This window comes from Micromonospora sp. DT62 (assembly GCF_049847285.1).
Classification (GTDB): domain Bacteria; phylum Actinomycetota; class Actinomycetes; order Mycobacteriales; family Micromonosporaceae; genus Micromonospora; species Micromonospora reichwaldensis.
Window position 1 is genome coordinate 64,482 of sequence record NZ_JBNCOB010000020.1, and the last position, 25,374, is coordinate 89,855.

The window sequence follows — 25,374 nt, forward strand, 5'->3', positions numbered from 1 at the left end:
AGTGCTGCTCGGGGTTCTCCCAGGGTCGCTACGGAGCGTGACGGTACGGGGATTGGTACAACTGGTCAAGTGGTCGTGACCTTACCGTTGGGATCACCGGGGGAGTTGTCCCCATTTCGCCGGGCTGACCAGGGGGTCAGTGGCCGGCGGCGGTCGGTGCGGTGACCACTGGTAACGTGGCGGGAAGCCCCGGTCCGGGCCGCTCGCGTCCCGGTACCGGCATCCGACGTCCTTTAACGACCCGTCCCGTGAGGCGGGGAAGGAGGTCCGCCGTGGCCTACCCACCTGCTGCCCAGTCGTCGCCGCCGCGACAACCCTCGGTGAAGGTGATCCTCGCCAGCGCCGACGTCCAGCGCGTGGTCGACCGCATCGCCCACCAGATCCTGGAGAAGACCCAGGGCGCCGCGAACACGGTGCTGCTGGGCATCCCCACCCGGGGCGCCCCGCTCGCGAAGCGGCTCGCCGCCCGGATCAGCACCTTCGAGGACGTGACCGTCCCGGTCGGCGTGCTCGACATCACCCTCTACCGCGACGACCTGCGCCGGCACGCCACCCGCGCGGTCGGGCCGACCCAGGTGCCGCCCGGCGGCATCGACGGCAAGCGGGTCGTCCTCGTCGACGACGTGCTCTTCTCCGGCCGCACGGTGCGGGCCGCGCTCGACGCGCTCAACGACGTCGGGCGGCCGGCGTCCGTCCAGCTCGCCGTCCTGGTCGACCGCGGCCACCGCGAGCTGCCGATCCGCGCCGACTACGTCGGCAAGAACATCCCGACGTCCCTGGCGGAGAGCGTGAAGGTCACCCTCGCGGAGACCGACGGCACCGACGAGGTCAGGTTGTACGGGGGGACCCCCTCATGATCAGGCACCTGCTCTCCGGCGCGGACCTGGACGCCGCCACCGCCACCGAGATCCTGGACACGGCCGCCGAGATGGCCACGGTCGCCGGCCGGGAGGTCAAGAAGCTCCCCGCGCTGCGCGGGCGCACCGTGGTGAACCTCTTCTACGAGGACTCCACCCGGACCCGGATCTCCTTCGAGGCGGCGGCGAAGCGGCTCAGCGCCGACGTGATCAACTTTTCGGCCAAGGGCTCCAGCGTGACCAAGGGTGAGAGCCTGAAGGACACCGCGCTGACCCTCCAGGCGATGGGGGCCGACGCCGTGGTCGTCCGGCACCCCGCCTCCGGCGCCCCGCACCGGCTCGCCGACTGGGTCGACGGGTCGGTGGTCAACGCCGGCGACGGCACCCACGAGCACCCGACCCAGGCGCTGCTCGACGCGTACACGATGCGCTCCCGGCTGGGGCGGCTGGCCGGCCTGTCGGTCGCGGTGGTCGGGGACGTCCTGCACAGCCGGGTGGCCCGCTCCAACGTTCTGCTGCTGTCCACGCTCGGTGCCAAGGTGACCCTGGTCGGGCCGCCGACGCTGATCCCCGTCCACATCGCGCACGCGCTCGCGCCCGGCACCGACGTCTCCTACGACCTCGACGCGGTGCTGCCGCAGTCGGACGTGGTGATGATGCTGCGGGTGCAGCGCGAGCGGATGAACGCCTCCTACTTCCCGTCCGCCCGCGAGTACGCCCGCCGCTACGGCCTGGACGGCCCGCGGATGCGCCGGCTGCCCGAGCACGCGATCGTCATGCACCCCGGCCCGATGAACCGGGGGATGGAGATCACGCCCGAGGTCGCCGACTCGCCCCGCTCCACCATCGTCGAACAGGTCGCCAACGGGGTCTCCGTGCGGATGGCCGTCCTCTACCTGCTGCTCGGGGGGAACAACCGGTGAGCTCGTACCTGATCTCCAACGTCAGCGTCGTCGGCGCCGCGCCGACCGACGTGCTCATCCGCGACGGCGTCGTCGCGGCCGTCGGCGCCGGGCTGGACGCGCCGGAGGCGACCGTCGTCGACGGCACCGGGCTGGTCGCCCTGCCCGGCCTCGTCGACCTGCACACCCACCTGCGCGAGCCCGGCCGGGAGGACGCCGAGACCGTCGAGTCCGGGTCCCGGGCGGCGGCGCTCGGTGGCTACACCGCGGTCTGCGCGATGGCCAACACCTCGCCGGTGGCCGACACCGCCGGCGTCGTCGAGCAGGTCTGGCGGCTCGGCCGGGAGGCCGGGCTGGTGGACGTGCAGCCGATCGGGGCGGTCACCGTCGGCCTGGCCGGCGAGCACCTCGCCGAGCTGGGCGCGATGGCCGACTCGGCGGCCCAGGTACGGATCTTCTCCGACGACGGGCACTGCGTCGCCGACCCGCGGCTGATGCGCCGGGCGCTGGAGTACGTGAAGGCGTTCGACGGGATCATCGCCCAGCACGCCGAGGAGCCCCGGCTCACCGAGGGCGCGCAGATGCACGAGGGCGAGGTCTCGACCCGGCTCGGCCTGACCGGCTGGCCGGCGGTCGCCGAGGAGGCGATCATCGCCCGGGACGTGCTGCTCACCGAGCACGTCGGCAGCCGCCTGCACGTGTGCCACGTCTCCACCGCCGGCAGCGTGGAGGTGCTGCGCCAGGCCAAGGCCCGGGGCGTCCGGGTCACCGCCGAGGTCACCCCGCACCACCTGCTGCTCACCGACTCCCGGGCCGAGACCTACGACCCGGTCTACAAGGTCAACCCGCCGCTGCGCACCGAGGCCGACGTCGCCGCGCTGCGGGCGGCCCTGGTCGAGGGCGTGATCGACATCGTCGCCACCGACCACGCCCCGCACGCGGTGGAGGACAAGGAGTGCGAGTGGGCGTACGCCCGGCCGGGCATGCTCGGGCTGGAGACGGCGCTGTCGATCGCCCTCGACGTGCTCGGCCCGCAGTGGGACCTGATCGCCGAGCGGATGTCGCGCACCCCGGCCCGGATCGCCGGGCTGGAGGGGCACGGCCTCGACCCGGCGCCCGGCGTGCCGGCGAATTTGACCCTGGTCGACCCGGCCGCCCGCCGCACCATCGAGCCGGCGGAGCTGGCCAGCCGTAGCCGCAACACCCCGTACGCCCGCATGACGCTGCCGGGTCGCATCGTGGCGACCTTCCTGCGCGGCGAGCCGACGGTCCTGGACGGAAAGGCTGTTCTATGACGAAGCGGAGGCCCGCGATCCTCGTGTTGGAGGACGGGCGCACGTTCCACGGTGAGGCGTACGGCAGCGTCGGGGAGACCTTCGGCGAGGCGGTCTTCAACACCGGCATGACCGGCTACCAGGAGACGTTGACCGACCCGTCCTACCACCGTCAGGTGGTGGTGCAGACCGCCCCGCACATCGGCAACACCGGCGTCAACGGCGAGGACGACGAGTCGGGCCGCATCTGGGTCGCCGGCTACGTGGTCCGCGACCCGGCCCGGATCGGCTCGAACTGGCGGGCCACCGGCGGGCTGGAGGAGCGGCTGGCCGCCGAGGGCGTCGTCGGCGTCAGCGGCGTGGACACCCGGGCGCTGACCCGGCACCTGCGCGAGCGCGGCGCGATGCGGGTCGGCATCTCCAGCGTCGAGACCGACCCGCGGGCGCTGCTGGCCCGCGTGCGGCAGGCCCCGGAGATGGTCGGCGCGGACCTGTCCGCCGAGGTCACCACCGAGAAGCCGTACGTGGTCCAAGCCGAGGGCGAGCACCGGTTCACGGTCGCCGCGCTGGACCTGGGCATCAAGCGCAACGTGCCGCGCCGGCTCGCCGCCCGCGGGGTCACCACGCACGTGCTCCCCGCCGGCTCCTCCATCGACGACCTGCTCGCCACCGGCGCGGACGCGGTCTTCTTCTCGCCCGGCCCGGGCGACCCGGCCACCGCCGACGCGCCGGTGGCCCTGGCGCGGGAGGTGCTGCGCCGGCGGGTGCCGCTGTTCGGCATCTGCTTCGGCAGCCAGATCCTGGGCCGGGCGCTGGGCTTCGGCACCTACAAGCTCGGCTACGGCCACCGGGGCATCAACCAGCCGGTGCTCGACCGGGTCACCGGCAAGGTCGAGGTGACCAGCCACAACCACGGCTTCGCGGTCGAGGTCCCCGGCGCGCGCCAGGGCGCGGTCGTACCCGATGCGGTGATCGAGACCGAGTTCGGTGGCGTCGAGGTGTCACACGTCTGCCTCAATGACAACGTGGTCGAGGGGCTGCGGGCGAAGGACGTGCCCGCCTTCACCGTCCAGTACCACCCGGAGGCGGCGGCCGGCCCGCACGACGCGGACTACCTCTTCGACCGCTTCGCCGAGCTCATCGAGGGCCGGACCCAGAGCGAGGGGCGCACACATGCCTAAGCGGACCGATCTCAAGCACATCCTGGTGATCGGCTCCGGGCCGATCGTGATCGGACAGGCCTGCGAGTTCGACTACTCCGGCACCCAGGCCTGCCGGGTGCTGCGCAGCGAGGGGATCCGGGTCAGCCTGGTCAACTCGAACCCGGCGACGATCATGACGGACCCCGAGTTCGCCGACGCCACGTACGTCGAGCCGATCACCCCGGAGTTCGTCGAGCTGGTGATCGCCAAGGAGCGCCCCGACGCGATCCTGCCCACCCTGGGCGGGCAGACCGCGCTGAACACCGCGGTCGCCCTGCACGAGGCCGGCGTGCTCGACAAGTACGGCGTGGAGCTGATCGGCGCCAACATCGAGGCGATCAACCGCGGCGAGGACCGGCAGCTGTTCAAGGACATCGTCGCCAAGGCCGGCGTACGCCTGGGTGTCGACGACCCGGCGGGCCTGGTGCCCCGCTCCCGGGTCTGCCACTCGATGGCGGAGGTCGAGGCGACGGTCGCCGAGCTGGGCCTGCCGGTGGTGATCCGGCCGTCGTTCACCATGGGCGGCCTCGGCTCCGGCATGGCGCACACCCCGGAGGACCTGGCCCGCATCGCCGGCGACGGGCTGGCCGCCAGCCCGGTGCACGAGGTGCTCATCGAGGAGAGCGTGCTCGGCTGGAAGGAGTACGAGCTCGAACTGATGCGCGACCGGAACGACAACGTCGTGGTGGTCTGCTCGATCGAGAACGTCGACCCGATGGGCGTGCACACCGGCGACAGCGTCACCGTGGCCCCGGCCATGACGCTCACCGACCGCGAGTACCAGCAGCTGCGCGACCTGGGCATCGCGGTGCTGCGCGAGGTCGGGGTGGACACCGGCGGCTGCAACATCCAGTTCGCCGTCAACCCGGCCGACGGCCGGATCGTGGTGATCGAGATGAACCCCCGGGTGTCCCGGTCGTCGGCGCTGGCGTCGAAGGCCACCGGCTTCCCGATCGCGAAGATCGCCGCGAAGCTGGCCATCGGCTACACCCTCGACGAGATCCCCAACGACATCACCCTGAAGACCCCGGCGGCGTTCGAGCCGACCCTGGACTACGTGGTGGTGAAGATCCCCCGGTTCGCGTTCGAGAAGTTCCCGGGCGCCGACCCGGAGCTGACCACCACCATGAAGTCCGTCGGCGAGGCGATGAGCCTGGGCCGCAACTTCAGCGAGGCGCTGAACAAGGCCATGCGGTCGCTGGAGACTAAAGCAGCCGGATTCTGGACCGTGCCGGATGAGGACGTCGCTGCCGCGACGGGCGCCGGCCCGGCCGGCGCGACGAAGGAGAACACCCTCGACGCGCTGCGGATGCCGCACGACGGCCGGCTCTACACTGTCGAGCGGGCGCTGCGCCTCGGCGCGTCGATCGCCGAGGTCACCGCCGCGTCCGGCGGGATCGACCCCTGGTTCCTGGACCAGATCGCCGCCCTCGTCGAGCTGCGCGCGGAGATCGTGGACGCCCCGGTGCTCGACGCCGAGCTGCTGCGCCGGGCCAAGCGGGCCGGCCTGTCGGACCGGCAGCTGGCCGCGCTGCGTCCGGAGCTGGCCGCCGAGGACGGCGTACGGACGCTGCGGCACCGCCTCGACGTCCGCCCGGTCTACAAGACGGTGGACACCTGCGCCGCCGAGTTCGAGGCGACCACGCCCTACCACTACTCGACGTACGACCAGGAGACGGAGGTCGTGCCGTCGGCCCGGCCGAAGGTGATCATCCTGGGTTCCGGGCCGAACCGGATCGGCCAGGGCATCGAGTTCGACTACTCGTGCGTGCACGCGGTGCAGGCGTTGCGGAGCGCGCCGGTCGGCACTGCCGTCCCGGCCGCCGCAGGCGCGGGTTCCGCCTCCGGCGCCGCGGGTGCCGGTTTCGAGACCGTTATGGTCAACTGCAACCCGGAGACCGTCTCCACCGACTACGACACCGCCGACCGGCTCTACTTCGAGCCGCTCACCTTCGAGGACGTGCTGGAGGTCTGGCACGCCGAGGACTCCTCCGGCAGGGCGGCCGGCGGGCCGGGCGTGGTCGGGGTGATCGTCCAGCTCGGCGGGCAGACCCCGCTGGGCCTGGCCCAGCGGCTGAAGGACGCGGGCGTGCCGGTCGTCGGCACCTCGCCGGAGTCGATCCACCTGGCCGAGGAGCGGGGCGCGTTCGGGGCGGTGCTGGCCCGGGCCGGGCTGCGCGCGCCGGCGCACGGCATGGCCACCTCGTACGACGAGGCGAAGGCGATCGCCGACGAGATCGGCTACCCGGTGCTGGTCCGCCCGTCGTACGTGCTGGGCGGGCGGGGCATGGAGATCGTCTACGACGACGCCACGCTGCGTGACTACATCGGGCGGGCCACCGAGATCTCGCCGGACCACCCGGTGCTGGTCGACCGCTTCCTCGACGACGCCATCGAGATCGACGTGGACGCGCTCTGCGACGCCGACGGGGAGGTCTACCTCGGTGGGGTGATGGAGCACATCGAGGAGGCCGGCATCCACTCCGGCGACTCGTCCTGCGCGCTGCCGCCGATCACCCTGGCGGGCTCGCACGTGGCCCAGGTGCGCCGCTACACCGAGGCGATCGCCCGGGGCGTCGGCGTGCGGGGCCTGCTCAACGTGCAGTACGCGCTGAAGGACGACGTGCTCTACGTGCTGGAGGCGAACCCCCGCGCGTCCCGGACAGTGCCCTTCGTCTCCAAGGCGACGGCGGTGCCGCTGGCGAAGGCGGCGGCCCGGATCGCGCTGGGCGCCACCATCGCCGAGCTGCGCGCCGAGGGGCTGCTCCCGGCGACCGGGGACGGCGGTTCGATGCCGGCCGGCGCCCCGATCGCGGTCAAGGAGGCGGTGCTGCCGTTCAAGCGGTTCCGCACCCCCACCGGCAAGGGCGTGGACTCGCTGCTCGGCCCGGAGATGAAGTCCACGGGCGAGGTGATGGGCATCGACACCGCCTTCGGGCACGCCTTCGCCAAGTCGCAGTCGGCCGCGTACGGCTCGCTGCCGACCGCCGGGAAGATCTTCGTCTCGGTCGCGAACCGGGACAAGCGCGGCATGATCTTCCCGATCAAGCGCCTGGCCGACCTGGGGTTCGAGATCGTCGCCACCACCGGCACGGCGGAGGTGCTGCGCCGGCATGGCATCGCCTGCGAGCAGATCCGTAAGCACTACGAGTCCGGCGGGGGCGAGGACGCGGTGTCGCTGATCCTCGGCGGCGACGTGGCGCTGGTGATCAACACTCCGCAGGGCTCGGGCGCGAGCGCCCGTTCGGACGGCTACGAGATCCGCAGCGCCGCCGTCACGGCGGACATCCCGTGCATCACCACGGTGCCGGGCGCGGCGGCGGCGGTGATGGGCATCGAGGCGCGGATCCGGGGCGACATGCAGGTCCGCCCGCTCCAGGAGCTGCACGCCGCCCTCCGGTCCGCCGAATGACCCCCCACCCCCACCGCCCCCACCCGTGCGCGTTGATCATGAAGTTGTTGTCGGCCGGCACGGCGTGTCGCGGCGATAACTTCATGATCAACGGGGGTGGTCGGTCGTGATGTTCGAACGGGTCGTTCGGCCGGGGTTGTTCCGGATCGGTGGCGGGGACGCCGAGGCGGCGCACGAGTGGACGTTGCGGCGGCTGGCGGGGTTGTCCCGCCGGCCGGCGGCGCTGGGGGTGTTGCGGGCCCGGTATGCCGTGCGGGCGCCGCGCACGGTGTTCGGCGTCGAGTTTCCCAATCCGGTCGGGCTCGCCGCCGGGATGGACAAGGACGGCGCGGCCCTGCCGGCCTGGCCGGCGCTCGGTTTCGGCTTCGTCGAGGTCGGCACGGTCACCGCGCACCCACAGCCGGGTAATCCCCGGCCCCGGCTGTTCCGGCTGCCCGGCAGCGAGGCCGTGGTGAACCGGATGGGCTTCAACAACGCCGGCGCCGAGGCCCTCGCGGCCCGACTCGCGGCGCTGCCGCGCCCGATCGGCGTGCCGCTGGGCATCTCGCTGGGCAAGTCGAAGGTGACCCCGCTGGACGAGGCGGTGGCGGACTACCAGGCGTCCTACCGGGCGCTGCGTGGGCACGGCGACTACTTCGCGGTCAACGTCTCCTCGCCGAACACCCCGGGGCTGCGCACGCTGCAGGACCGGGCGCACCTGGACGCCATCCTGGCCGCGCTGGTGGGGGAGAAGCCGGTGCTGGTGAAGATCGCCCCGGACCTCACCGAGCCGGCGATCGCCGAACTGCTGGAGGTCTGCCTGGCCCGGGGCGCCGCCGGGGTGATCGCCACGAACACCACCCTGGCCCGCGACGGACTCGCCCCGGCCGACCGGGCGCGCGGCGCGGAGACCGGCGGCCTGTCGGGTCGCCCGCTCGCCGACCGCGCCCGCGAGGTGGTCGCCTTCGTGCACCGGGAGGCCGGCGGGCGGCTGCCGGTGATCGGCGTCGGGGGCATCGTGGACCCGGACGCGGCGGCCCGGATGTTCGACGCCGGCGCCGCCCTGGTGCAGCTCTACACCGGCTTCATCTATCGCGGTCCGGCCCTGGTCCGCGCCGCCGCCCGCGCCACGGGGACGGGCGGGTGACCCCCGAGGAGGTCCTGGCCGCCGACCGGGCGCACGTGTGGCACCCGTACGCGGCCCTGCCGCCGGCGAGCGCGCCCTACGTGGTGGAGGGCGCGGCGGGCGTACGGCTGCGGCTGGCCGACGGCCGGGAGCTGGTCGACGGGATGTCGTCGTGGTGGGCGGCGATCCACGGCTACCGGCACCCGGTGCTCGACGCGGCCGTGACCGACCAGCTCGGCCGGATGAGCCACGTGATGTTCGGCGGGCTCACCCACGAGCCCGCCGTCCGCCTGGCGGCCACCCTGGTCGAGCTGGCCCCGGACGGGCTGGAGCACGTCTTCCTGGCCGACTCCGGCTCGGTCGGCGTCGAGGTCGCGATCAAGATGTGCCTGCAGTACCAGCGGGCCGCCGGCCGGCCGGAGCGCCGCCGGCTGGGCACCTGGCGGGGCGGCTACCACGGCGACACGTTCCACCCGATGAGCGTCTGCGACCCCGAGGGCGGCATGCACCACCTCTGGGGCGACGTGCTGCCCCGGCAGGTCTTCGCCCCCGTGCCGCCCGGCGGCTTCGACACCCCGCCCGAGCCGGCCTACGAGGCGGCCCTGGTCGAGGCGGTCGAGCGGCACGCCCACGAGCTGGCCGCGGTCGTCGTGGAGCCGGTGGTCCAGGGCGCCGGGGGGATGCGCTTCCACCACCCGCACTACCTGCGGGTGCTGCGCGAGGTGACCCGGGCGCACGGCGTGCTGCTGATCTTCGACGAGATCGCCACCGGCTTCGGCCGCACGGGCGCGATGTTCGCCGCCGAGCACGCCGGGGTGGTGCCCGACGTGATGTGCGTGGGCAAGGCGCTCACCGGCGGGTACCTGACGCTGGCCGCCACCCTCTGCACGGCGGAGGTCGCCCGGGGCATCTCCGCCGCCGGGGTGCTGGCGCACGGCCCGACGTTCATGGGCAACCCGCTGGCGTGTGCGGTCGCCAACGCCTCCCTCGGCCTGCTGCGGGCCGGCGACTGGGCGGGGCGGGTGGCGAGGGTCCAGGCGGGCCTGCGGGCCGGCCTGGAGCCGTTGCGCGGCGCGCCGGGGGTGGCCGACGTGCGGGTGCTCGGCGCGATCGGCGTGGTCCAGCTGGACCACGAGGTGGACCTGCCCGCCGCCACCGCCGCGGCGGTCGCCGAGGGGGTCTGGCTGCGGCCGTTCCGCGACCTAGTCTACACCATGCCGCCGTACGTCACCGACGACGCCGACCTGGCCCGGATCGCCGCCGGGGTCGCCGCCGCGGTGCGGGCCGGCTGAGCCGCCGGTCACGGTCCGGCGGGAGTACGCGGGCGCGCCGCCCGCGACAGGAGCGTGCCCCGGTGGCGGACGCCCCGGGTGCCGAGGAGAGGGAGAGAACCGGATGGAGAGCTTCGGCGCCCGCCTGCACCGGGCCGTCAGCGAGCGGGGTCCGCTCTGCGTCGGCATCGACCCGCACCCGGGGCTGCTGGCCCGCTGGGGGCTCGACGACGACATCCGGGGGCTTGACCGGTTCGCCCGGACGGTCACGGAGGCCCTCGGTGACCGGGTCGCGGTGATCAAGCCGCAGTCGGCCTTTTTCGAGCGGTTCGGCTCGAAAGGTGTCGCGATTCTTGAGTCAACTATCCGACAGTTACGCGATGCCGGCTCGCTCGTTCTGCTGGACGTCAAGCGCGGCGACATCGGCTCGACCGTCGCCGCGTACGCCTCGGCGTACCTCGATCCATCCAGCCCGGTCCATGTGGACGCGGTGACCGCGAGTCCGTACCTCGGTGTCGGCGCGCTCGCGCCGATGTTCGAACTGGCCGCCGAGCACGGGGGCGGAGTCTTCGTGCTGGCGCTCACCTCCAACCCCGAGGGCGCCGCCGTGCAGCGCGCGCGCACCGCCGACGGGCGTACCGTCGCGCAGACGGTCATCGACGAGATTTCCCAGCTCAACGCGGGTGCGCAGCCGCTCGGCAGCGTCGGGCTGGTGGTCGGCGCGACCATCGGTGACACCGGTCACGACCTGTCCGCCGTGAACGGTCCGCTGCTCGCTCCGGGCCTCGGCGCGCAGGGTGCCACGGCGGCCGATCTGCGCGTCGTCTTCGGCTCCGCCCTGCCCGCGGTGCTGCCCTCGTACTCCCGCGAGGTGCTGGGCGCGGGCCCGGATCCGGACGCGCTGCGGGCCGCCGCCGACCGCGCCCTGACCGGTTGCCGGGCCGCCCTCGCCGCTGGTGACTGACTGATGGCTCGGTCACCTTTGTGAAGATCATCGCGCGTCCACGTTGCCGAATGCGCCGTCGACCGCTAGTTTTCCCCGCGCTGGGAACCACGGACCCCTTGGTTCACAGCGACACCACGTTTCACAGATGCGGCGGTGCGTCCCGCCCGTCGCGATAGGGACCTGAGGAGAACTGGTGCCGCTCCCGTCACTGACCCCCGAACAGCGCGCTGCCGCGCTGGAGAAGGCCGCGGAGATCCGCAAGGCCCGTGCTGAGCTGAAGGAGCAGCTCAAGCAGGGCAAGACCACCCTCGGAGCCGTCCTCGAGCGTGCCGAGTCCGACGACGTCGTCGGCAAGCTCAAGGTCTCCGCCGTGCTGCAGGCGATGCCGGGTATCGGCAAGATCCGGGCCACCCAGATCATGGAGAAGCTCAAGATCGCCGACAGCCGTCGCCTGCGTGGCCTCGGCGAGCAGCAGCGCAAGGCACTGCTTGGAGAGTTCGCCGCCAACTGAGGCTGGCTGCGTGTAGAAACAAGCAGTGAGCACGGATGACGAGGCGCGCCCGGCGGCTCGGCTCACTGTCCTGACGGGGCCTTCGGGCTCCGGCACGGAGAGTGTCGTCGAGCGCGTCCGGGCGCGTTCTCCGTCCGTGTGGATTCCGGTGCCGGCCACCACGCGATCCCGCCGGGAGGGCGAGCTGGACGGCGTCGACCGGCTCTTCCTGACCCCCGCCGAGTTCGATCGGATGGTCGCCGCCGGGGAACTGCTGGAATGGAGCCGGGCCGGGCCGTACCGGCGCGGCACCCCCCTCGAACCGTTGCGCGCCCGGCTCGCCGAAGGGCAGCCGGTGCTGATCGGCCTCGACCTGGCCGGCGCGCTGCTGGTCCGGGCGGTGCTGCCCGACGCCCGGCTGGTGCTGCTGCACCCGCCGGGGAACCTCCCCCCGCAGGCCACACCGGCCGCCTTCGAACACACCCTCGCGCACGACCTCACCGGGCGGGTCGTCGACGAGCTGGTAGGCTTGTCCGGTTCTTCTTTCCTGGCTCCGGCGCCACCGCACATGCGCGGTTGAGCGCCAGCACCGCCAAGCGCGGTGCGATAGACGCAGAGGTTAATTCGTGGGATCCATCGCAAACCCCGAAGGCATCACCAACCCGCCGATCGACGAGCTCCTCGAGAAGACGACCTCGAAGTACGCGCTGGTGATCTTCGCCGCCAAGCGCGCGCGCCAGGTCAACGCCTACTACAGCCAGCTCGGTGAGGGGCTGCTGGAATACGTCGGCCCGCTGGTCGAGACCACGCCGCAGGAGAAGCCCCTCTCCATCGCCATGCGCGAGATCAACGCGGGCCTGCTCACCGCCGAGCCGACCGACCAGCCGTAATCCGCCCTGCGTCGATGTCCCCCCGGATCGTCCTCGGGGTCGGCGGTGGCATCGCCGCCTACAAGGCGTGCGAGCTGCTGCGACTCTTCACCGAGTCGGGCCACCAGGTCCGGGTCGTGCCGACCGCGTCGGCGTTGCGCTTCGTCGGGGCCCCGACCTGGGCGGCGCTCTCCGGCCAGCCCGTCGCCGACGACGTCTGGTCGGACGTGCACGAGGTGCCGCACGTCCGGCTCGGTCAGCAGGCCGACCTGGTGGTGGTCGCGCCAGCCACCGCCGACCTGCTGGCCAAGGCCGCCCACGGCCTCGCCGACGACCTGCTCACCAACACGCTGCTGACCGCCCGCTGCCCGGTCGTGCTGGCCCCGGCCATGCACACCGAGATGTGGGAGCACCCGGCCACCGTCGCCAACGTCGCGACGCTGCGCTCCCGGGGCGTGCGCGTCGTCGAGCCCGCCGTCGGCCGGCTCACCGGCGCCGACACCGGCAAGGGCCGGCTGCCCGACCCGGCGGAGATCTTCGCGGTCGCCCGCCGGGCCCTCGCGCGGGGCGTCGGGGCCCCCGCCGACCTTGCCGGGCGGCACGTGGTGGTGACCGCAGGCGGCACCCGCGAGCCCCTCGACCCGGTCCGCTTCCTGGGCAACCGTTCCTCGGGCAAGCAGGGCTACGCCTTCGCCCGCTGCGCGGTGGCCCGGGGCGCCCGGGTCACCCTGATCTCGGCCAACGTCTCGCTGCCCGACCCCGCCGGCGTCGACCTGGTCCGCGTCGGCACCACGGGCGAGCTGCGCGACGCCACGCTCGCGGCGGCGGCCGACGCCGATGCGGTGGTGATGGCGGCGGCTCCGGCCGATTTCCGTCCGGCGACCTACGCGCCTGGCAAAATCAAGAAGTCGGACGACGGCAGCGCGCCCACCATCGAGCTCGTCACCAACCCGGACATCGCGGCCGAGCTGGGCCGGCGCCGTCGCCCGGAGCAGGTGCTGGTGGTGTTCGCCGCGGAGACGGGCGACGCCGAGGCCAACGGCCGGGCCAAGCTCGCCCGTAAGCGGGCGGACCTCGTCGTGATCAACGAGGTCGGGCCCGACAAGGTCTTCGGCGCCGAGACCAACGCGGCGACGGTCATCGGCGCGGACGGTTCGGTCAGCCGGATGCCCGAGCGGTCCAAGGAGGACCTCGCCGACGGCGTCTGGGATCTCGTGGTGGCCCGGTTGCCCGGCCGTTCCTGACGGCTGGAAACGGGCACGACCGAAGAGGCCAGGCTCTGACGCGGATGATTACACTGCCGCGGAACGACTTCCACAATTTAGGAGTGCCGTGACACGCCGCCTCTTCACTTCCGAATCGGTCACGGAAGGCCACCCGGACAAGATCGCCGACCAGATCAGCGACGGCATCCTCGACGCCCTGCTCGCCGAGGACCCACGCAGCCGCGTCGCCGTGGAGACCCTGATCACCACTGGTCAGGTGCACATCGCGGGCGAGGTGACCACCAAGGCGTACGCCGACATCCCGACCATCGTCCGCCGGACCATCCTCGACATCGGCTACGACTCGTCGAAGAAGGGCTTCGACGGCGCCTCGTGCGGCGTCAGCGTCTCCATCGGCGCCCAGTCCGAGGACATCGCGCAGGGCGTCGACAACGCCTTCGAGCTGCGTACCGGGGCGTCGGAGAGCGCGCTGGACGCCCAGGGCGCCGGCGACCAGGGCATGATGTTCGGCTTCGCGTGCTCCGAGACGCCGGAGCTGATGCCGCTGCCGATCGCCCTGGCGCACCGGCTGGCCCGGCGGCTCTCCCAGGTCCGCAAGGACGGCACGGTCCCGTACCTGCGCCCCGACGGCAAGACCCAGGTCACGATCGAGTACGAGGGGCTGCGCCCCGTCCGGCTCAACACGGTGGTCGTCTCCAGCCAGCACGCCGCGGACATCTCGCTGGAATCGCTGCTCACCCCCGACGTGCGCGAGCACGTCATCGCCCCGGAGCTGGAGAGCCTCGGCCTCGACACCGAGGGCTACCGGCTGCTGGTCAACCCGACCGGCCGGTTCGAGATCGGCGGGCCGATGGGCGACGCCGGCCTGACCGGCCGCAAGATCATCGTTGACACCTACGGCGGCTACGCCCGGCACGGCGGCGGCGCGTTCTCCGGCAAGGACCCGTCGAAGGTGGACCGCTCGGCGGCGTACGCGACGCGCTGGGTGGCCAAGAACGTGGTCGCCGCCGGCCTGGCCGAGCGGTGCGAGGTCCAGGTCGCGTACGCGATCGGCAAGGCCCACCCGGTCAGCCTCTTCGTCGAGACGTTCGGCACCGAGACCGTGCCGGTCGCCTCGATCGAGAAGGCCGTCTCCGAGGTCTTCGACCTGCGCCCGGCCGCCATCATCCGGGACCTGAACCTGCTCCGCCCGATCTACCAGCAGACCGCCGCCTACGGCCACTTCGGCCGGGAGCTGCCGGACCTGACCTGGGAGAGCACCGACCGGGCCGCCGACCTCAAGTCGGCCGCGGGAGCCTGACCGGCACCAGGCGCAGCGACCGGCGACCCGCGGACGGGTCGCCGGTCGCTCGTGTCTGCGTCGACGTCCCCCTGGCCCACCTGGACCGCCCGTTCGACTACCTCGTCCCGGCCGAGCTGGACGCCGACGCCGTCCCCGGCGTACGCGTGAAGGTCCGCTTCGCGGGGCAGCTCGTCGACGGCTGGCTGCTGGAACGGGCCGACGACTCGGGGCACACCGGCCGGCTGGCGTACCTGGAGAAGGTCGTCTCGCCCGAGCCGGTGCTCGCGCCGGAGGTCGCCCGGCTGGCCCGGGCGGTCGCGGACCGCTACGCCGGCAACCTCGCCGACGTGCTCCGCCTCGCCGTCCCGCCCCGGCACGCCCGGGTGGAGAAGGACGTCCGCGCCCGCGCCGCCGCCCCCGAAGAGAACCCCGCCGTCCCAGACGCGGGCCCCGCCGCCCCCGAAGAGGGCCCCGCCGCCTCCGACGAGAACCCCGTCGCGCCGGCCGGGCCGGGTCCCGACGCCTGGCGGGACTACCCGGCCGGGCCGGCCCTGCTCCGGGCGCTCGCCGAGGGCCGGGCCGCCCGGGCCGTCTGGTCGGCGCTGCCGGGGGAGGACTGGCCCGCCCGGTACGCCGAGGCCGTCGCCGCCACCGTGGCCGGCGGCCGGGGCGCGGTGGTGGTCGTCGCCGACAACCGCGACCTGGACCGTCTCGACGCCGCCCTGCACACCGCCCTGGGCCCGGGGCGGCACGTCTGCCTCTCCGCCGCGCTCGGTCCCGCCCGGCGCTACCGGGCGTTCCTCGCCGCCCGGCGCGGCGACGTGGCGGTGGTGGTCGGCACCAGGGCCGCGATGTTCGCCCCGGTCGCCCGGCTCGGGCTGGTGGCGATCTGGGACGACGGCGACGACCTGCACGCCGAGCCCCGGGCGCCCTATCCGCACGCCCGGGAGGTGCTGCTCACCCGCGCCCAGCTCGGCGACGCCGCAGCGCTGGTGGGCGGCTACACCCGCACCGCCGAGGCGCAGCTGCTGGTGGAGACCGGATGGGCCCGCGAGGTGGTGGCCGACCGGGCGACCCTCCGGGCCCGGATGCCGGCGATCGCGCCGACCGGCGACGACCCGCAGCTGGCCCGGGACCCCGGGGCGGCCACCGCCCGGCTGCCCAGCCTGGCCTGGACGACCGCCCGGGACTCGCTCCGGGCGGACCTGCCGGTGCTGGTCCAGGTGCCCCGCCGCGGCTACCTGCCGTCGGTGGCCTGCGCCGAGTGCCGCACCCCGGCCCGGTGCCCGCACTGCGCCGGCCCGCTCGCGCTGCCCTCCGCCGAGGGCACCCCGGCCTGCCGCTGGTGCGGGCGGGTCGCCGCCGCGTACGCCTGCCCGGAGTGCGGCGGGCGGCGGCTGCGTGCCTCCGTCACCGGCGCCCGGCGCACCGCCGAGGAACTGGGCCGGGCCTTCCCCGGCGTGCCGGTGCGCACCTCCGGGCGGGAGGAGGTGCTGGCCACGGTCCCGGGCGGCGCCGGCCTGGTCGTCGCCACCCCCGGCGCCGAGCCGGTCGCCGACGGCGGCTTCGGGGCGGTGCTGCTGCTCGACTCCTGGGCCCTGCTCACGCGGGCCGACCTGCGGGCGGGGGAGGAGGCGCTGCGCCGCTGGCTGGCGGCCGCCGCGCTGGCCCGTCCCGCCGCCGACGGCGGCCGGGTGGTGGTGGTCGCCGACGGGGCCCTCGCCCCCGTACAGGCGCTGCTGCGCTGGGACGCCGGCTGGTTCGCCGCCCGGGAGCTGGCCGAACGGCGGGAGCTGGGCTTCCCGCCGGCGGTGCGGATGGCCAGCGTGACCGGACTGCCGGCCGCCGTGGCCGATCTGCTGGCCGAGGCCCGGCTGCCGGCGGAGGCCGAGCTGCTCGGGCCGGTGCCGGCCGACGGGGAGCGCGAGCGGATGCTGGTCCGGGTCCCCCGGGCCCGGGCCGGCGCGCTGGCCGGCGCGCTGCACTCGGCGGCGGGGGTGCGCACCGCCCGCAAGGCCGCCGAGCCGGTCCGCCTCCAGGTCGACCCGCTGGCCCTCTTCTGACCGACGGCCCGGCCGTTCCGGCACCGCTCCCACCGCCCGACCTGGCCCGTCGTCGCACGCCGTGTCCGGCGGTGTGTCGACACGCGGGTGATAGCATCGCCCGTCATGCCCGGGCGTACGACGGCTCCAGGTCGCGGCGCGGCGCCACCCGCGCCGAGCCGGGGTCGTCGCAGGATCGCGCGACGATGGCGGGAGCGCGTCGGTTCGGCGCGGTGCCGATGATTCCAAACAGCCGGTGATCAGGGGTGGACCAGTCGTGACCGTTCGTCAGTCGATCGTCTTCAATGGTGACCTCGGCAGCGGCAAGAGCACCGTCTCCGTGGTGATCGCCGAGCGGCTCGGCCTGCGCCGGGTCAGCGTTGGTGACCTCTACCGCCAGATGGCGCAGGAGCGGCAGATGACCGCGCTCCAGCTCAACCTGCACGCGGAGCTGGACCAGGCCGTCGACGGCTACGTCGACCAGCTCCAGCGGAACATCGCGGCCTCGGGCGAGCGGCTCGTCATGGACTCCCGGCTGGCCTGGCACTTCTTCACGGACGCGCTCAAGGTGCACATGATCACCGAGCCGGGCGAGGCGGCCCGACGGGTGCTCGCCCGCCCCTCCGGCCCGGCCGAGAGCTACGCCTCCATGGAGGAGGCCAAGGCCAAGCTGCGCGAGCGCAGCGAGAGCGAGCGGGGCCGGTTCATCGTCCGCTACGGGGTGGACAAGGCCCGGCTGCGCAACTACGACCTGATCTGCGACACCACCCGCGCCTCGGCCTCCGAGGTCATCGAGCACATCATCGACGCGTACGAGGGCCGGCTGTCCGCGGACGTGCTGCGCGACGCGCCGCCGCTGCTGCTGCTCGACCCGGCCCGCGTCTACCCGACCGAGGACATCGCCCACCTGCGCGACCTGTGGGACTCGGAGTTCGTCGGCGAGGTGGCCGCCGCCGGCGACGAGGCGCTGGAGCCCCTGCGGATCGGCTACACCGGCGAGTACTTCTTCGTCGTCGACGGGCACCGCCGCCTCAGCGCCGCCCTCCAGAACGGCTTCCGCCTGGTGCCCGCCCAGCTCGTCGCCGAGGTGGACGAGCCGGTGGTCGGCGGGATGAGCGCGGTGGACTACTTCGCCGCCCAGGCCCGGCCCGGCCTGATCCACGACTGGGAGGCCGCCCACTCCATCGAGCTGCCGTTGCCCGAGCACGCCCTGCTCGGCGGCGACGCGGTCCTGGCCGGGGAGCCGGGCACCGGCGTCTGAGCCGCCTCCTGCGCGGCCATGAGCGTTTCCCGGTGACCATCGACACGTGACGGGCCGCGCCGCTTCGCGGTACGCCGGCCAGGGCGGCCGACGGCACTCCGTAGACTGGTACGGCACCAGTCCGCCCGCCGAAGGAGCCATGCCGAGTGACCGTCCAGCCCATCCGTCTGTTCGGGGATCCGGTGCTGCGCACGCCGGCCGATCCGGTGGTCGACTTCGACGTCGAGCTGCGCAAGCTCGTCGCCGACCTGACCGACACGATGCGTGAGCAGAACGGCGCCGGCCTCGCCGCGCCGCAGCTCGGTGTGGGCCTGCGGGTGTTCACCTTCGACGTCGACGACGTGGTCGGCCACCTGGTCAACCCGGTGCTGGAGTTTCCCGACGCCGAGGAGCAGGACGGCCCGGAGGGCTGCCTGTCCATTCCCGGCCTCTACTTCGACACCAAGCGCCGGCAGAACGTGATCGCCAAGGGCTTCAACGGCTACGGCGACCCGATGCAGATCGTCGGCACCGGTCTGATGGCCCGCTGCGTGCAGCACGAGACCGACCACCTCGACGGGGTGCTCTTCGTGGACCGGCTGGACCCGGCCGGGCGCAAGGAGGCGATGAAGGCGATCCGCCAGGCGGAGTGGTACGACCCGGCCACCCCGCCGACGGTCAAGCTCAACCCGCACGCCTCGGGCAGCCCCTTCGGCCTGGGGCGGTGAGCCGGTGCGCGTGATCTTCGCCGGCACGCCGGCCGTCGCCGTACCCGCCCTGGCGGCCGTGGCCGCCTCCCGGCACGAGCTCGTCGCCGTGGTCACCCGGCCGGACGCCCCCGCCGGGCGCGGTCGCGGGCTGGCCCGCTCCCCGGTGGGGGCGTGGGCCGACGAGCACGGGATCGAGGTGCTCACCCCGGCCCGGCCGCGTGAGCCGGAGTTCCAGGACCGGCTGCGCGAGCTGGCCCCCGACTGCGTCCCCGTGGTCGCGTACGGCGCGCTGGTGCCGCCGGCCGCCCTGGAGATCCCCCGCCACGGCTGGATCAACCTGCACTTCTCGCTGCTGCCCGCCTGGCGCGGGGCCGCGCCCGTGCAGCACGCCGTGCTGCACGGCGACGAGCTGACCGGGGCGAGCGTGTTCCAGCTGGAAGAGGGGCTGGACACCGGGCCGGTCTACGGCACGCTGACCGACGAGATCCGTCCGGCCGACACGTCCGGCGACCTGCTGGAGCGGTTGGCCCACTCCGGCGCCGGCCTGCTGGTGGCCGTCCTCGACGCGATCGACGACGGCACGGCCCGGGCCGAGCCGCAGCCCGCCGACGGGGTGTCGCTGGCGCCGAAGCTGACCGTGGAGGACGCCCGGGTGCGCTGGTCCGATCCCGCCTTCGCGGTGGACCGGCGGATCCGGGCCTGCACGCCGGCGCCCGGCCCGTGGACGACGTTCCGGGGCGAGCGCGTCAAGCTGGGCCCGGTCACCCCGGTGCCCGACGGTCCGGAGTTGAAGCCGGGCGAGCTGTTGGTGGAGAAGTCCCGGGTGCTGGCCGGCACGGCCACCACCCCGGTGCGGCTCGGCGAGGTCCGGGCGGCGGGCAAGCGGGCGATGCCGGCGACCGACTGGGCGCGGGGCGTCCGGGTCGCCGCAGGGGAGGAAGTCGCGTGACGGGCACTTCGGAACGGCCCTCGGGCGACCGCTTCTCCGACGAACGGCGCGGCGAACGCCCCGACGGTGAGCGTTCCAGCGGTGAGCGGTTCGGCGGTGAGCGTTCCAGCGGTGAGCGCTCCGACGGTCAACGGTTCGGCGGCGAGCGGTTCGGCGGGCGCGAGCAGCGTCCCTCGGGCGGCCAGCGCGGCGAGCGGCCGGCGCGGGGCGGCCAGTGGGGTGCCCGGGCCGGCGGTGACCGCCGCGACGGCGGCCGGCGTCCCCCGGCCCGCCCGACGGTGGACCTGCCCCGCCAGGTGGCCTACGAGGCGGTCGCGGCGGTGCACCGGGACGACGCGTACGCCAACCTGGTGCTCCCGTTGCTCCTGCGCGACGCGGGGCTGTTCGGCCGGGACGCCGCCTTCGCCACCGAGCTGACCTACGGCACGCTGCGCCACCTCGGCACCCTCGACGCGATCCTCGGCGACGCCGCCGGGCGGGACGTGCAGCGCATCGACCCGCCGGTGCGCGACGCGCTGCGGCTCGGGGCGTACCAGCTCCTGCACACGCGGGTGCCGGCGCACGCCGCCGTCTCCTCGACCGTCGACCTGGTCAAGTCGGTGGGTGCCGGCGCGACGGGCTTCGCCAACGCGGTGCTGCGCGAGGTGGCCGGCCGCGACGCCGACGCCTGGGTGGCCAAGCTGGCCCCGTCGGCGGAGACCGACCCGATCGGGCACCTGGCCCTGGCGTACAGCCATCCGCAGTGGATCGTGCGGGCCTTCGCCGAGGCCCTCGGCGGCGACCTGGGCGAGACCACCCGGCTGCTCATCGAGGACAACGAGCGCCCGCCGGTCCACCTGTGCGCCCGGCCCGGGCTGGCCGATCCGGCGGAGCTGGCCGACGAGGCCGGCGGCGCGCCGGGGGCCTTCTCCCCGTACGCGGTCTATCTCTCCGGTGGGGCGCCCGGCGACCTGCCGACGCTCGCGCAGGGGCGTGCCCACGTGCAGGACGAGGGCTCCCAGCTGGTGGCCAACGCCCTGGCGGTGGCCCCGCTCGACGGCCCGGACGGGCGCTGGCTGGACCTGTGCGCCGGACCGGGTGGCAAGTCCGGCCTGCTCGGCGCCCTCGCGGCCCAGCGGGACGCGCGGCTGACCGCGGTCGAGGTCTCGGAGCACCGGGCCCGGCTGGTCGAGCAGGCCACCCGGGGCCTGCCCGTGAGCGTGCTGAACATTGACGGCCGCACCGTCGGCGCGGACCCGAAGCTGCCGGAGGCGCACTTCGACCGGGTGCTCGTCGACGCGCCCTGCACGGGGCTGGGTTCGCTGCGCCGTCGCCCGGAGTCGCGCTGGCGGCGCCAGCCCTCGGACCTGCCGCCGCTGACCCGGTTGCAGCGTGAGCTGCTGGCCGCGGCGCTGCGCGCGACACGGCCGGGCGGGCTGGTCGCCTACGTGACGTGCTCCCCGCACACCGTGGAGACGCACGTGACGGTGACCGAGGCGGCCCGCCGCTCGGGGGTGCCGGTCGACTTCGTCGACGCCCGGCCGCTGCTGCCGGCGGGCATGCCGGGCCTCGGCGACGGGCCGACGGTGCAACTCTGGCCGCACCGGCACGGCACCGACGCGATGTTCCTCGCGATGCTGCGCCGCACCTGAGCGGGGCGCACGGGACAAACCGGTCCGCCCGCCCGGGGCGGGCCGGCGACGCCCGGGGCCGTCGTGCGCACCGCGCGCCGGCGGCCGCGCTCGCCGTCCCTCCACTGTCTCCCCAAAACGCGCTCCAAGGTGGCATCATGTCGTCACCTATCGAGGAGTGTCCATGAAACGAAGAGTCCTGACCGTCGGGGCCGCACTCGCCGTCTTCGCCGCCGCCGCGGTCGCACCGGCCGTCGCGCCGGCGGCGGCGGCCCCGTCCGCCGGCGTGCTCGCGCCCGCCGCGCAGGCACTGGCCGCACCGGACATCGCGGTGGCCAACGTCCAGGCCCACCTCACGCAGTTCCAGACCATCGCCACCCAGAACGGCGGCAACCGGCGCGCCGGCAGCGCCGGCTACACGGCCTCCGTCGCGTACGTCAAGGCGAAGCTCCAGGCCGCCGGTTACACGGTCACCGAGCAGGTCTGCACCGACTGCACCTACCGGTCGAACAACCTGATCGCCGAGTGGCCGGGCGGCCCCGCCGACCAGGTCGTCATGTTCGGCTCGCACCTCGACGGCGTCTCCGCCGGCCCGGGCATCAACGACAACGCCACCGGCTCGTCCGCGCTGCTGGAGAACGCGCTGGTGCTGGCCCGGCAGAACCCGACGATGACCAAGCGGGTCCGGTTCGCCTGGTGGACCGACGAGGAGCAGGGCCTCAACGGCTCCGACTTCTACGTCCGCTCGCTGAGCGCCACCCAGCGGGGCTACATCAAGGGCTACTACAACTTCGACATGATCGGCTCCACCAACGGCGGCTACTTCATCAACCGGATCACCTCCGCCACCGCCGCGCCGCTGAAGGCGTACTGGGACTCGCTGAACATCCAGCCCGAGGAGAACGTCGAGGGCCAGGGACGCTCCGACGACTACCCGTTCGCGCAGGCCGGCATCCAGACCTCCGGGTACGCCGCGGGCGCCAGCGCCCGGAAGACCTCGGCGCAGGCCGCCAAGTGGGGCGGCACGTCCGGCTCGGCGTACGACCCGTGCTACCACCGGTCCTGCGACACCACCTCGAACGTCAGCGCCACGGTGCTCAACCGCGGCGCCGACGGGATCGCGTACGCCATCTGGCAGCTCGCCGTGGGCTCGGCGACCAACGACTTCTCCGTCGCGGTGAGCCCGACGTCGGGCTCGGTGCAGCGGGGCGCGTCGACCACGGCGACGGTCTCCACGGCCACCACCGCCGGCACGGCGCAGACGGTCAGCCTGTCGGCGACCGGCCTGCCGGCGGGCGTCACCGCCTCGTTCAGCCCGTCGTCGGTCACCTCCGGCGGCTCCGCGACCCTGACGCTCAGCGCGTCGGCCTCGGCGACGCTGGGCACCTACACCGTCACGGTCACCGGCGCGGGCTCCGGGGGCGTCTCGCGCTCGGCCAGCTACACGCTGACCGTCGGCGGCAGCGGCGGGTGCTCCGGCGGGCAGCTCATCGGCAACGGCGGGTTCGAGAGCGGCTCGTCGCCGTGGACGGCCTCGTCCGGCGTCATCACCAACGACACCCGTCAGCCGGCGCGGACGGGCTCGTACAAGGCGTGGCTGCTGGGCTACGGCTCGACGCGGACCGAGACGCTGTCGCAGTCGGTGACGATCCCGGCGGGCTGTGCGAGCTACACGCTGTCGTTCTGGCTGCACGTCGACACGGCGGAGACGACGACGAGCACCGCGTACGACCGGTTGGTGGTGCAGGTGGGCTCGACGACGCTGGCGACGTACTCGAACCTGAACGCGGCGGCGGGCTACACGCAGCGGTCGTTCAACGTGGCCGCGTACGCGGGCCAGACGGTGACGCTGAAGTTCACCGGCACGGAGGACGCCTCGTTGCAGACCAGCTTCGTCGTCGACGACGTGACGCTCCAGGCCAGCTGACACACCACAGGGTCGGGGCGGTCGGCCACGCTGACCGTCCCGCTCAGGTGACCGGTAGGCCCTTCGTGCCGGCGCCCTTCACCGACCGGGTGAGGTTGCGGTCGCTGACCCACAGGAAGCACTGCACGCCCCGGTTGCCGTTGCGCCACTCGCGCTCGAACGGGTGGTAGTAGATCGAGCCGGCCCGGTACTGCAGGTCGCCGTTGTCCGGCACCCTCGCGTACTTCGCGATCAGCGTCCGGCACGCCCGGTGCACCTTCCGGGTGTCCCGGCCGAAGTCGTCGTAGCTGGTGTCGGGGGCCTGCCACACCCCGACGAACTCGGCGCGATGCTTGCTGGTGCAGGCGACCGGCACCATCTCCCGCACCTCGTCGGCCCGCGTCTTCGGGTTGAAGCAGCGGTGGGCGAGCGGGGCGGCGCCGGTCAGCGCGCCCTTCAGGCTGCCCGTGCGGGCCTTCGCGGCGGCCTCGTCGAGGCTGGTCTGCTCGCTCAGGTCGCAGCGGAACCAGCGGGCGCCGCCGCCCCACGCCTGCGGCGACGGCAGCACCACGCTCAGCCCGAGCCGGCCCGAGCGCCAGTCGCCGCCGACCACCTCGTTGACCTTCGCGTCGCACTCGGCGCGGGCGGCGCGCATGCCGGCCGAGCCGGCCGGCGGGGGCGTGACCCGCTCGGCTCCCGCCCCGGTCAGCGTGCCGACGTGCACGGTCTCCGTGCGGTGCGACACCGCGCAGTCGACGGGGTGGTAGGCGGTGAGGTAGCCGACGTCCTGCATGCCGACGTGGCAGACCCCGGCGGCGGGCACGAACGCCTGCGGCGCGGCGGGCGCCGGCCAGTCGTCGGTCAGGTCACGGTCGGTGCCGGCCGGGGTGCCGCAACCGGCGAGCGCCAGGGCCGCCACCGCGCCCACCGTGGCCGCCGTCCACCACCGTCGCATCCCGACCTCCCGCCGTTCGTGGGCCGCACGCGGCGGCGGCCAGCGCGGCGGTCCCGACGGCGCGGAGGCGACCGGACACGCCACGGTGCGGCAGCATACGGCACCCCCGCTCAGCTCGCGGGCAACCCTTGCGGGCCGGCGCCCCGCATGGATCGGGTCAGCTTCCGGTCGTCGCTCCACAGGAAACACCGCACGCCCCGGTCGCCCTCCTGCCACTCCCGCTGCGACGGGGGATAGAAGATCGAGCCCGCCCGGTACGGCAGGTCGCTGTTGACCGGCACCTCGGCGAAGGCGGCGATGAGCGCCATGCAGCGCGTGTGCGCCTGCCGGTGGGACCGGCCGAACTCGGCCCAGGTCATGTCCCGCTCCAGGTAGACGCCGACGAACTCGGCGCGGTGCGGCTCGGTGCACAGCACCGGGGCCATGTAGTTCAGGTTGTCGCCGATCAGCTTGGGGTCGAAGCAGCGGTGCAGCAGCGGGGAGTCGCCGATCATCGCGCCCCGCAGGCTGCCCGTGCGGTTCACCGGCCGGGTGTTGTCGATGCTGCCGGTCTCGCTCAGGTCGCAGCGGAACCAGCGGGCCCCCGCGCGCCACGCGGGGGCGGAGGGCAGCGCGATGGTGAGGGTGACGCGGGCGGCGTGCCAGTCGCCGCCGAGCACCTCGCGGGCGCGCTGGTCGCACTCGGTGCGGGCGGGCCGCAGGGTCGCGGATCCCGGTTCGGGCCGGCCGCCGTCGGCGGCCGGCCCGGCGAACCTGCCCACGTGCACGGTCTCGGCCAGGTGGTTGCGGGAGCAGTCCACCGCCTCGTAGGTGCGGGCCTGCACGACGGCGGTGATCCGGGGCAGGCAGGCGTCGGTGGCCGGCACGAACAGCTGCGGTGCCCGCAGCGCCGGCCAGTCGTCGGTGAGGTCGCCGTCGGAGCCGCCCGGTCGTACGCAGCCGGACAGCAGGACCGTCAGCGCGCCGGCCAGCGCCAGCGCCGCGAGCCACCGTCGCATCGTCCGCCCTTTCCGGGAGCTGACGCGTCGACCGCCGCCGGGCACCGCGCGGGCGTGCGGGCGGCTCACGTCACCGTCCCTGATGGAGTCTCGCCGCGTTTCCGTCGTCCGGCCAGTCACGGATGGCC

Annotated in this window: 21 protein-coding genes; 19 read left to right on the forward strand and 2 right to left on the reverse strand. The window is 74.1% G+C overall.

Annotated features, from left to right (window positions below; all coding sequences use genetic code 11):
- Positions 1 to 272 precede the first annotated feature (272 nt).
- The 19 genes from pyrR to ACPXCB_RS23595 all read left to right on the forward strand — a co-directional run bounded on the left by pyrR (position 273) and on the right by ACPXCB_RS23595 (position 23,314).
- Entirely contained in the window at positions 273 to 857 is a 585-nt protein-coding gene (gene pyrR / locus ACPXCB_RS23505) for a bifunctional pyr operon transcriptional regulator/uracil phosphoribosyltransferase PyrR (protein WP_327027750.1), read from the forward strand.
- Positions 854 to 1,780, forward strand: a complete 927-nt coding sequence (locus tag ACPXCB_RS23510; RefSeq protein ID WP_425877694.1) for an aspartate carbamoyltransferase catalytic subunit — start codon at positions 854 to 856, stop codon at positions 1,778 to 1,780. Before pyrR ends, ACPXCB_RS23510 begins: the two co-directional genes overlap by 4 nt.
- Positions 1,777 to 3,054, forward strand: a complete 1,278-nt coding sequence (locus ACPXCB_RS23515) for a dihydroorotase (RefSeq protein WP_425877695.1) — start codon at positions 1,777 to 1,779, stop codon at positions 3,052 to 3,054. Before ACPXCB_RS23510 ends, ACPXCB_RS23515 begins: the two co-directional genes overlap by 4 nt.
- Positions 3,051 to 4,214: a glutamine-hydrolyzing carbamoyl-phosphate synthase small subunit gene (carA, locus tag ACPXCB_RS23520; RefSeq protein ID WP_425877696.1), complete on the forward strand. Its 1,164-nt coding sequence runs from the start codon at positions 3,051 to 3,053 to the stop codon at positions 4,212 to 4,214. Before ACPXCB_RS23515 ends, carA begins: the two co-directional genes overlap by 4 nt.
- Positions 4,207 to 7,647 (forward strand): carbamoyl-phosphate synthase large subunit, encoded by a 3,441-nt coding sequence (gene carB, locus ACPXCB_RS23525; protein WP_425877697.1) that lies wholly within the window; start codon positions 4,207 to 4,209, stop codon positions 7,645 to 7,647. The genes carA and carB overlap by 8 nt, the downstream gene beginning before the upstream one ends.
- 106 nt (positions 7,648 to 7,753) lie before the next feature.
- The gene (locus ACPXCB_RS23530; protein WP_425877698.1) at positions 7,754 to 8,773 is read left to right on the forward strand and encodes a quinone-dependent dihydroorotate dehydrogenase; all 1,020 of its coding nucleotides are present in this window, start codon (positions 7,754 to 7,756) and stop codon (positions 8,771 to 8,773) included.
- Entirely contained in the window at positions 8,770 to 10,044 is a 1,275-nt protein-coding gene (locus ACPXCB_RS23535) for an adenosylmethionine--8-amino-7-oxononanoate transaminase (RefSeq protein WP_425877699.1), read from the forward strand. The genes ACPXCB_RS23530 and ACPXCB_RS23535 overlap by 4 nt, the downstream gene beginning before the upstream one ends.
- 103 nt (positions 10,045 to 10,147) lie before the next feature.
- On the forward strand, positions 10,148 to 10,987 hold the full coding sequence (pyrF, locus tag ACPXCB_RS23540) for an orotidine-5'-phosphate decarboxylase (RefSeq protein WP_425877700.1): 840 nt from the start codon (positions 10,148 to 10,150) through the stop codon (positions 10,985 to 10,987).
- Positions 10,988 to 11,162: 175 nt separating this feature from the next.
- Positions 11,163 to 11,480: an integration host factor, actinobacterial type gene (gene mihF, locus ACPXCB_RS23545; protein WP_007458370.1), complete on the forward strand. Its 318-nt coding sequence runs from the start codon at positions 11,163 to 11,165 to the stop codon at positions 11,478 to 11,480.
- 25 nt (positions 11,481 to 11,505) lie between these two features.
- A complete protein-coding gene (locus ACPXCB_RS23550; protein ID WP_425877701.1) occupies positions 11,506 to 12,039 on the forward strand; it encodes a guanylate kinase in 534 nt (177 codons plus the stop codon).
- A gap of 46 nt (positions 12,040 to 12,085) precedes the next feature.
- A complete protein-coding gene (rpoZ, locus tag ACPXCB_RS23555) occupies positions 12,086 to 12,349 on the forward strand; it encodes a DNA-directed RNA polymerase subunit omega (RefSeq protein ID WP_007075826.1) in 264 nt (87 codons plus the stop codon).
- A gap of 14 nt (positions 12,350 to 12,363) precedes the next feature.
- Positions 12,364 to 13,572, forward strand: a complete 1,209-nt coding sequence (gene coaBC, locus ACPXCB_RS23560; RefSeq protein ID WP_151457092.1) for a bifunctional phosphopantothenoylcysteine decarboxylase/phosphopantothenate--cysteine ligase CoaBC — start codon at positions 12,364 to 12,366, stop codon at positions 13,570 to 13,572.
- A gap of 88 nt (positions 13,573 to 13,660) precedes the next feature.
- The gene (metK, locus tag ACPXCB_RS23565) at positions 13,661 to 14,854 is read left to right on the forward strand and encodes a methionine adenosyltransferase (RefSeq protein ID WP_425877702.1); all 1,194 of its coding nucleotides are present in this window, start codon (positions 13,661 to 13,663) and stop codon (positions 14,852 to 14,854) included.
- On the forward strand, positions 14,851 to 16,899 hold the full coding sequence (locus ACPXCB_RS23570) for a primosomal protein N' (protein ID WP_425877743.1): 2,049 nt from the start codon (positions 14,851 to 14,853) through the stop codon (positions 16,897 to 16,899). Before metK ends, ACPXCB_RS23570 begins: the two co-directional genes overlap by 4 nt.
- A gap of 256 nt (positions 16,900 to 17,155) precedes the next feature.
- The gene (locus ACPXCB_RS23575) at positions 17,156 to 18,139 is read left to right on the forward strand and encodes an AAA family ATPase (protein ID WP_425877703.1); all 984 of its coding nucleotides are present in this window, start codon (positions 17,156 to 17,158) and stop codon (positions 18,137 to 18,139) included.
- Between the two features lie 146 nt (positions 18,140 to 18,285).
- Positions 18,286 to 18,846 carry a peptide deformylase gene (def, locus tag ACPXCB_RS23580; RefSeq protein WP_121395221.1) on the forward strand — a complete coding sequence of 187 codons (561 nt, stop codon included), beginning with the start codon at positions 18,286 to 18,288 and terminating at the stop codon, positions 18,844 to 18,846.
- Positions 18,847 to 18,850: 4 nt separating this feature from the next.
- Positions 18,851 to 19,777, forward strand: coding sequence for a methionyl-tRNA formyltransferase (gene fmt / locus ACPXCB_RS23585; protein ID WP_151454093.1), 927 nt, complete (start codon positions 18,851 to 18,853; stop codon positions 19,775 to 19,777).
- Complete coding sequence (locus ACPXCB_RS23590; RefSeq protein WP_425877704.1) at positions 19,774 to 21,408, forward strand: transcription antitermination factor NusB; 1,635 nt, start codon at positions 19,774 to 19,776, stop codon at positions 21,406 to 21,408. Before fmt ends, ACPXCB_RS23590 begins: the two co-directional genes overlap by 4 nt.
- A 163-nt stretch (positions 21,409 to 21,571) precedes the next feature.
- Positions 21,572 to 23,314: a M28 family peptidase gene (locus ACPXCB_RS23595; protein ID WP_425877705.1), complete on the forward strand. Its 1,743-nt coding sequence runs from the start codon at positions 21,572 to 21,574 to the stop codon at positions 23,312 to 23,314.
- A gap of 43 nt (positions 23,315 to 23,357) precedes the next feature.
- On the opposite strand, the gene ACPXCB_RS23600 is transcribed toward ACPXCB_RS23595, so the two are convergent.
- Together ACPXCB_RS23600 and ACPXCB_RS23605 are read right to left on the reverse strand one after the other, a co-directional pair.
- Positions 23,358 to 24,248: a septum formation family protein gene (locus ACPXCB_RS23600; RefSeq protein ID WP_425877706.1), complete on the reverse strand. Its 891-nt coding sequence runs from the start codon at positions 24,246 to 24,248 to the stop codon at positions 23,358 to 23,360.
- 110 nt (positions 24,249 to 24,358) lie between these two features.
- A complete protein-coding gene (locus ACPXCB_RS23605) occupies positions 24,359 to 25,246 on the reverse strand; it encodes a septum formation family protein (RefSeq protein WP_425877707.1) in 888 nt (295 codons plus the stop codon).
- Between the last annotated feature and the right edge of the window lie 128 nt (positions 25,247 to 25,374).

Bases quoted from the DNA above. Each gene is read 5' to 3' on its own strand.
- ACPXCB_RS23510 (WP_425877694.1), top strand. From the start codon at position 854: ATGATCAGGCACCTGCTCTCCGGCGCGGACCTGGACGCCGCCACCGCC.
- carA (WP_425877696.1), top strand. From the start codon at position 3,051: ATGACGAAGCGGAGGCCCGCGATCCTCGTGTTGGAGGACGGGCGCACG.
- carB (WP_425877697.1), top strand. From the start codon at position 4,207: ATGCCTAAGCGGACCGATCTCAAGCACATCCTGGTGATCGGCTCCGGG.
- pyrF (WP_425877700.1), top strand. From the start codon at position 10,148: ATGGAGAGCTTCGGCGCCCGCCTGCACCGGGCCGTCAGCGAGCGGGGT.
- coaBC (WP_151457092.1), top strand. From the start codon at position 12,364: ATGTCCCCCCGGATCGTCCTCGGGGTCGGCGGTGGCATCGCCGCCTAC.
- ACPXCB_RS23595 (WP_425877705.1), top strand. From the start codon at position 21,572: ATGAAACGAAGAGTCCTGACCGTCGGGGCCGCACTCGCCGTCTTCGCC.
- ACPXCB_RS23600 (WP_425877706.1), bottom strand. From the start codon at position 24,248: ATGCGACGGTGGTGGACGGCGGCCACGGTGGGCGCGGTGGCGGCCCTG.
- ACPXCB_RS23605 (WP_425877707.1), bottom strand. From the start codon at position 25,246: ATGCGACGGTGGCTCGCGGCGCTGGCGCTGGCCGGCGCGCTGACGGTC.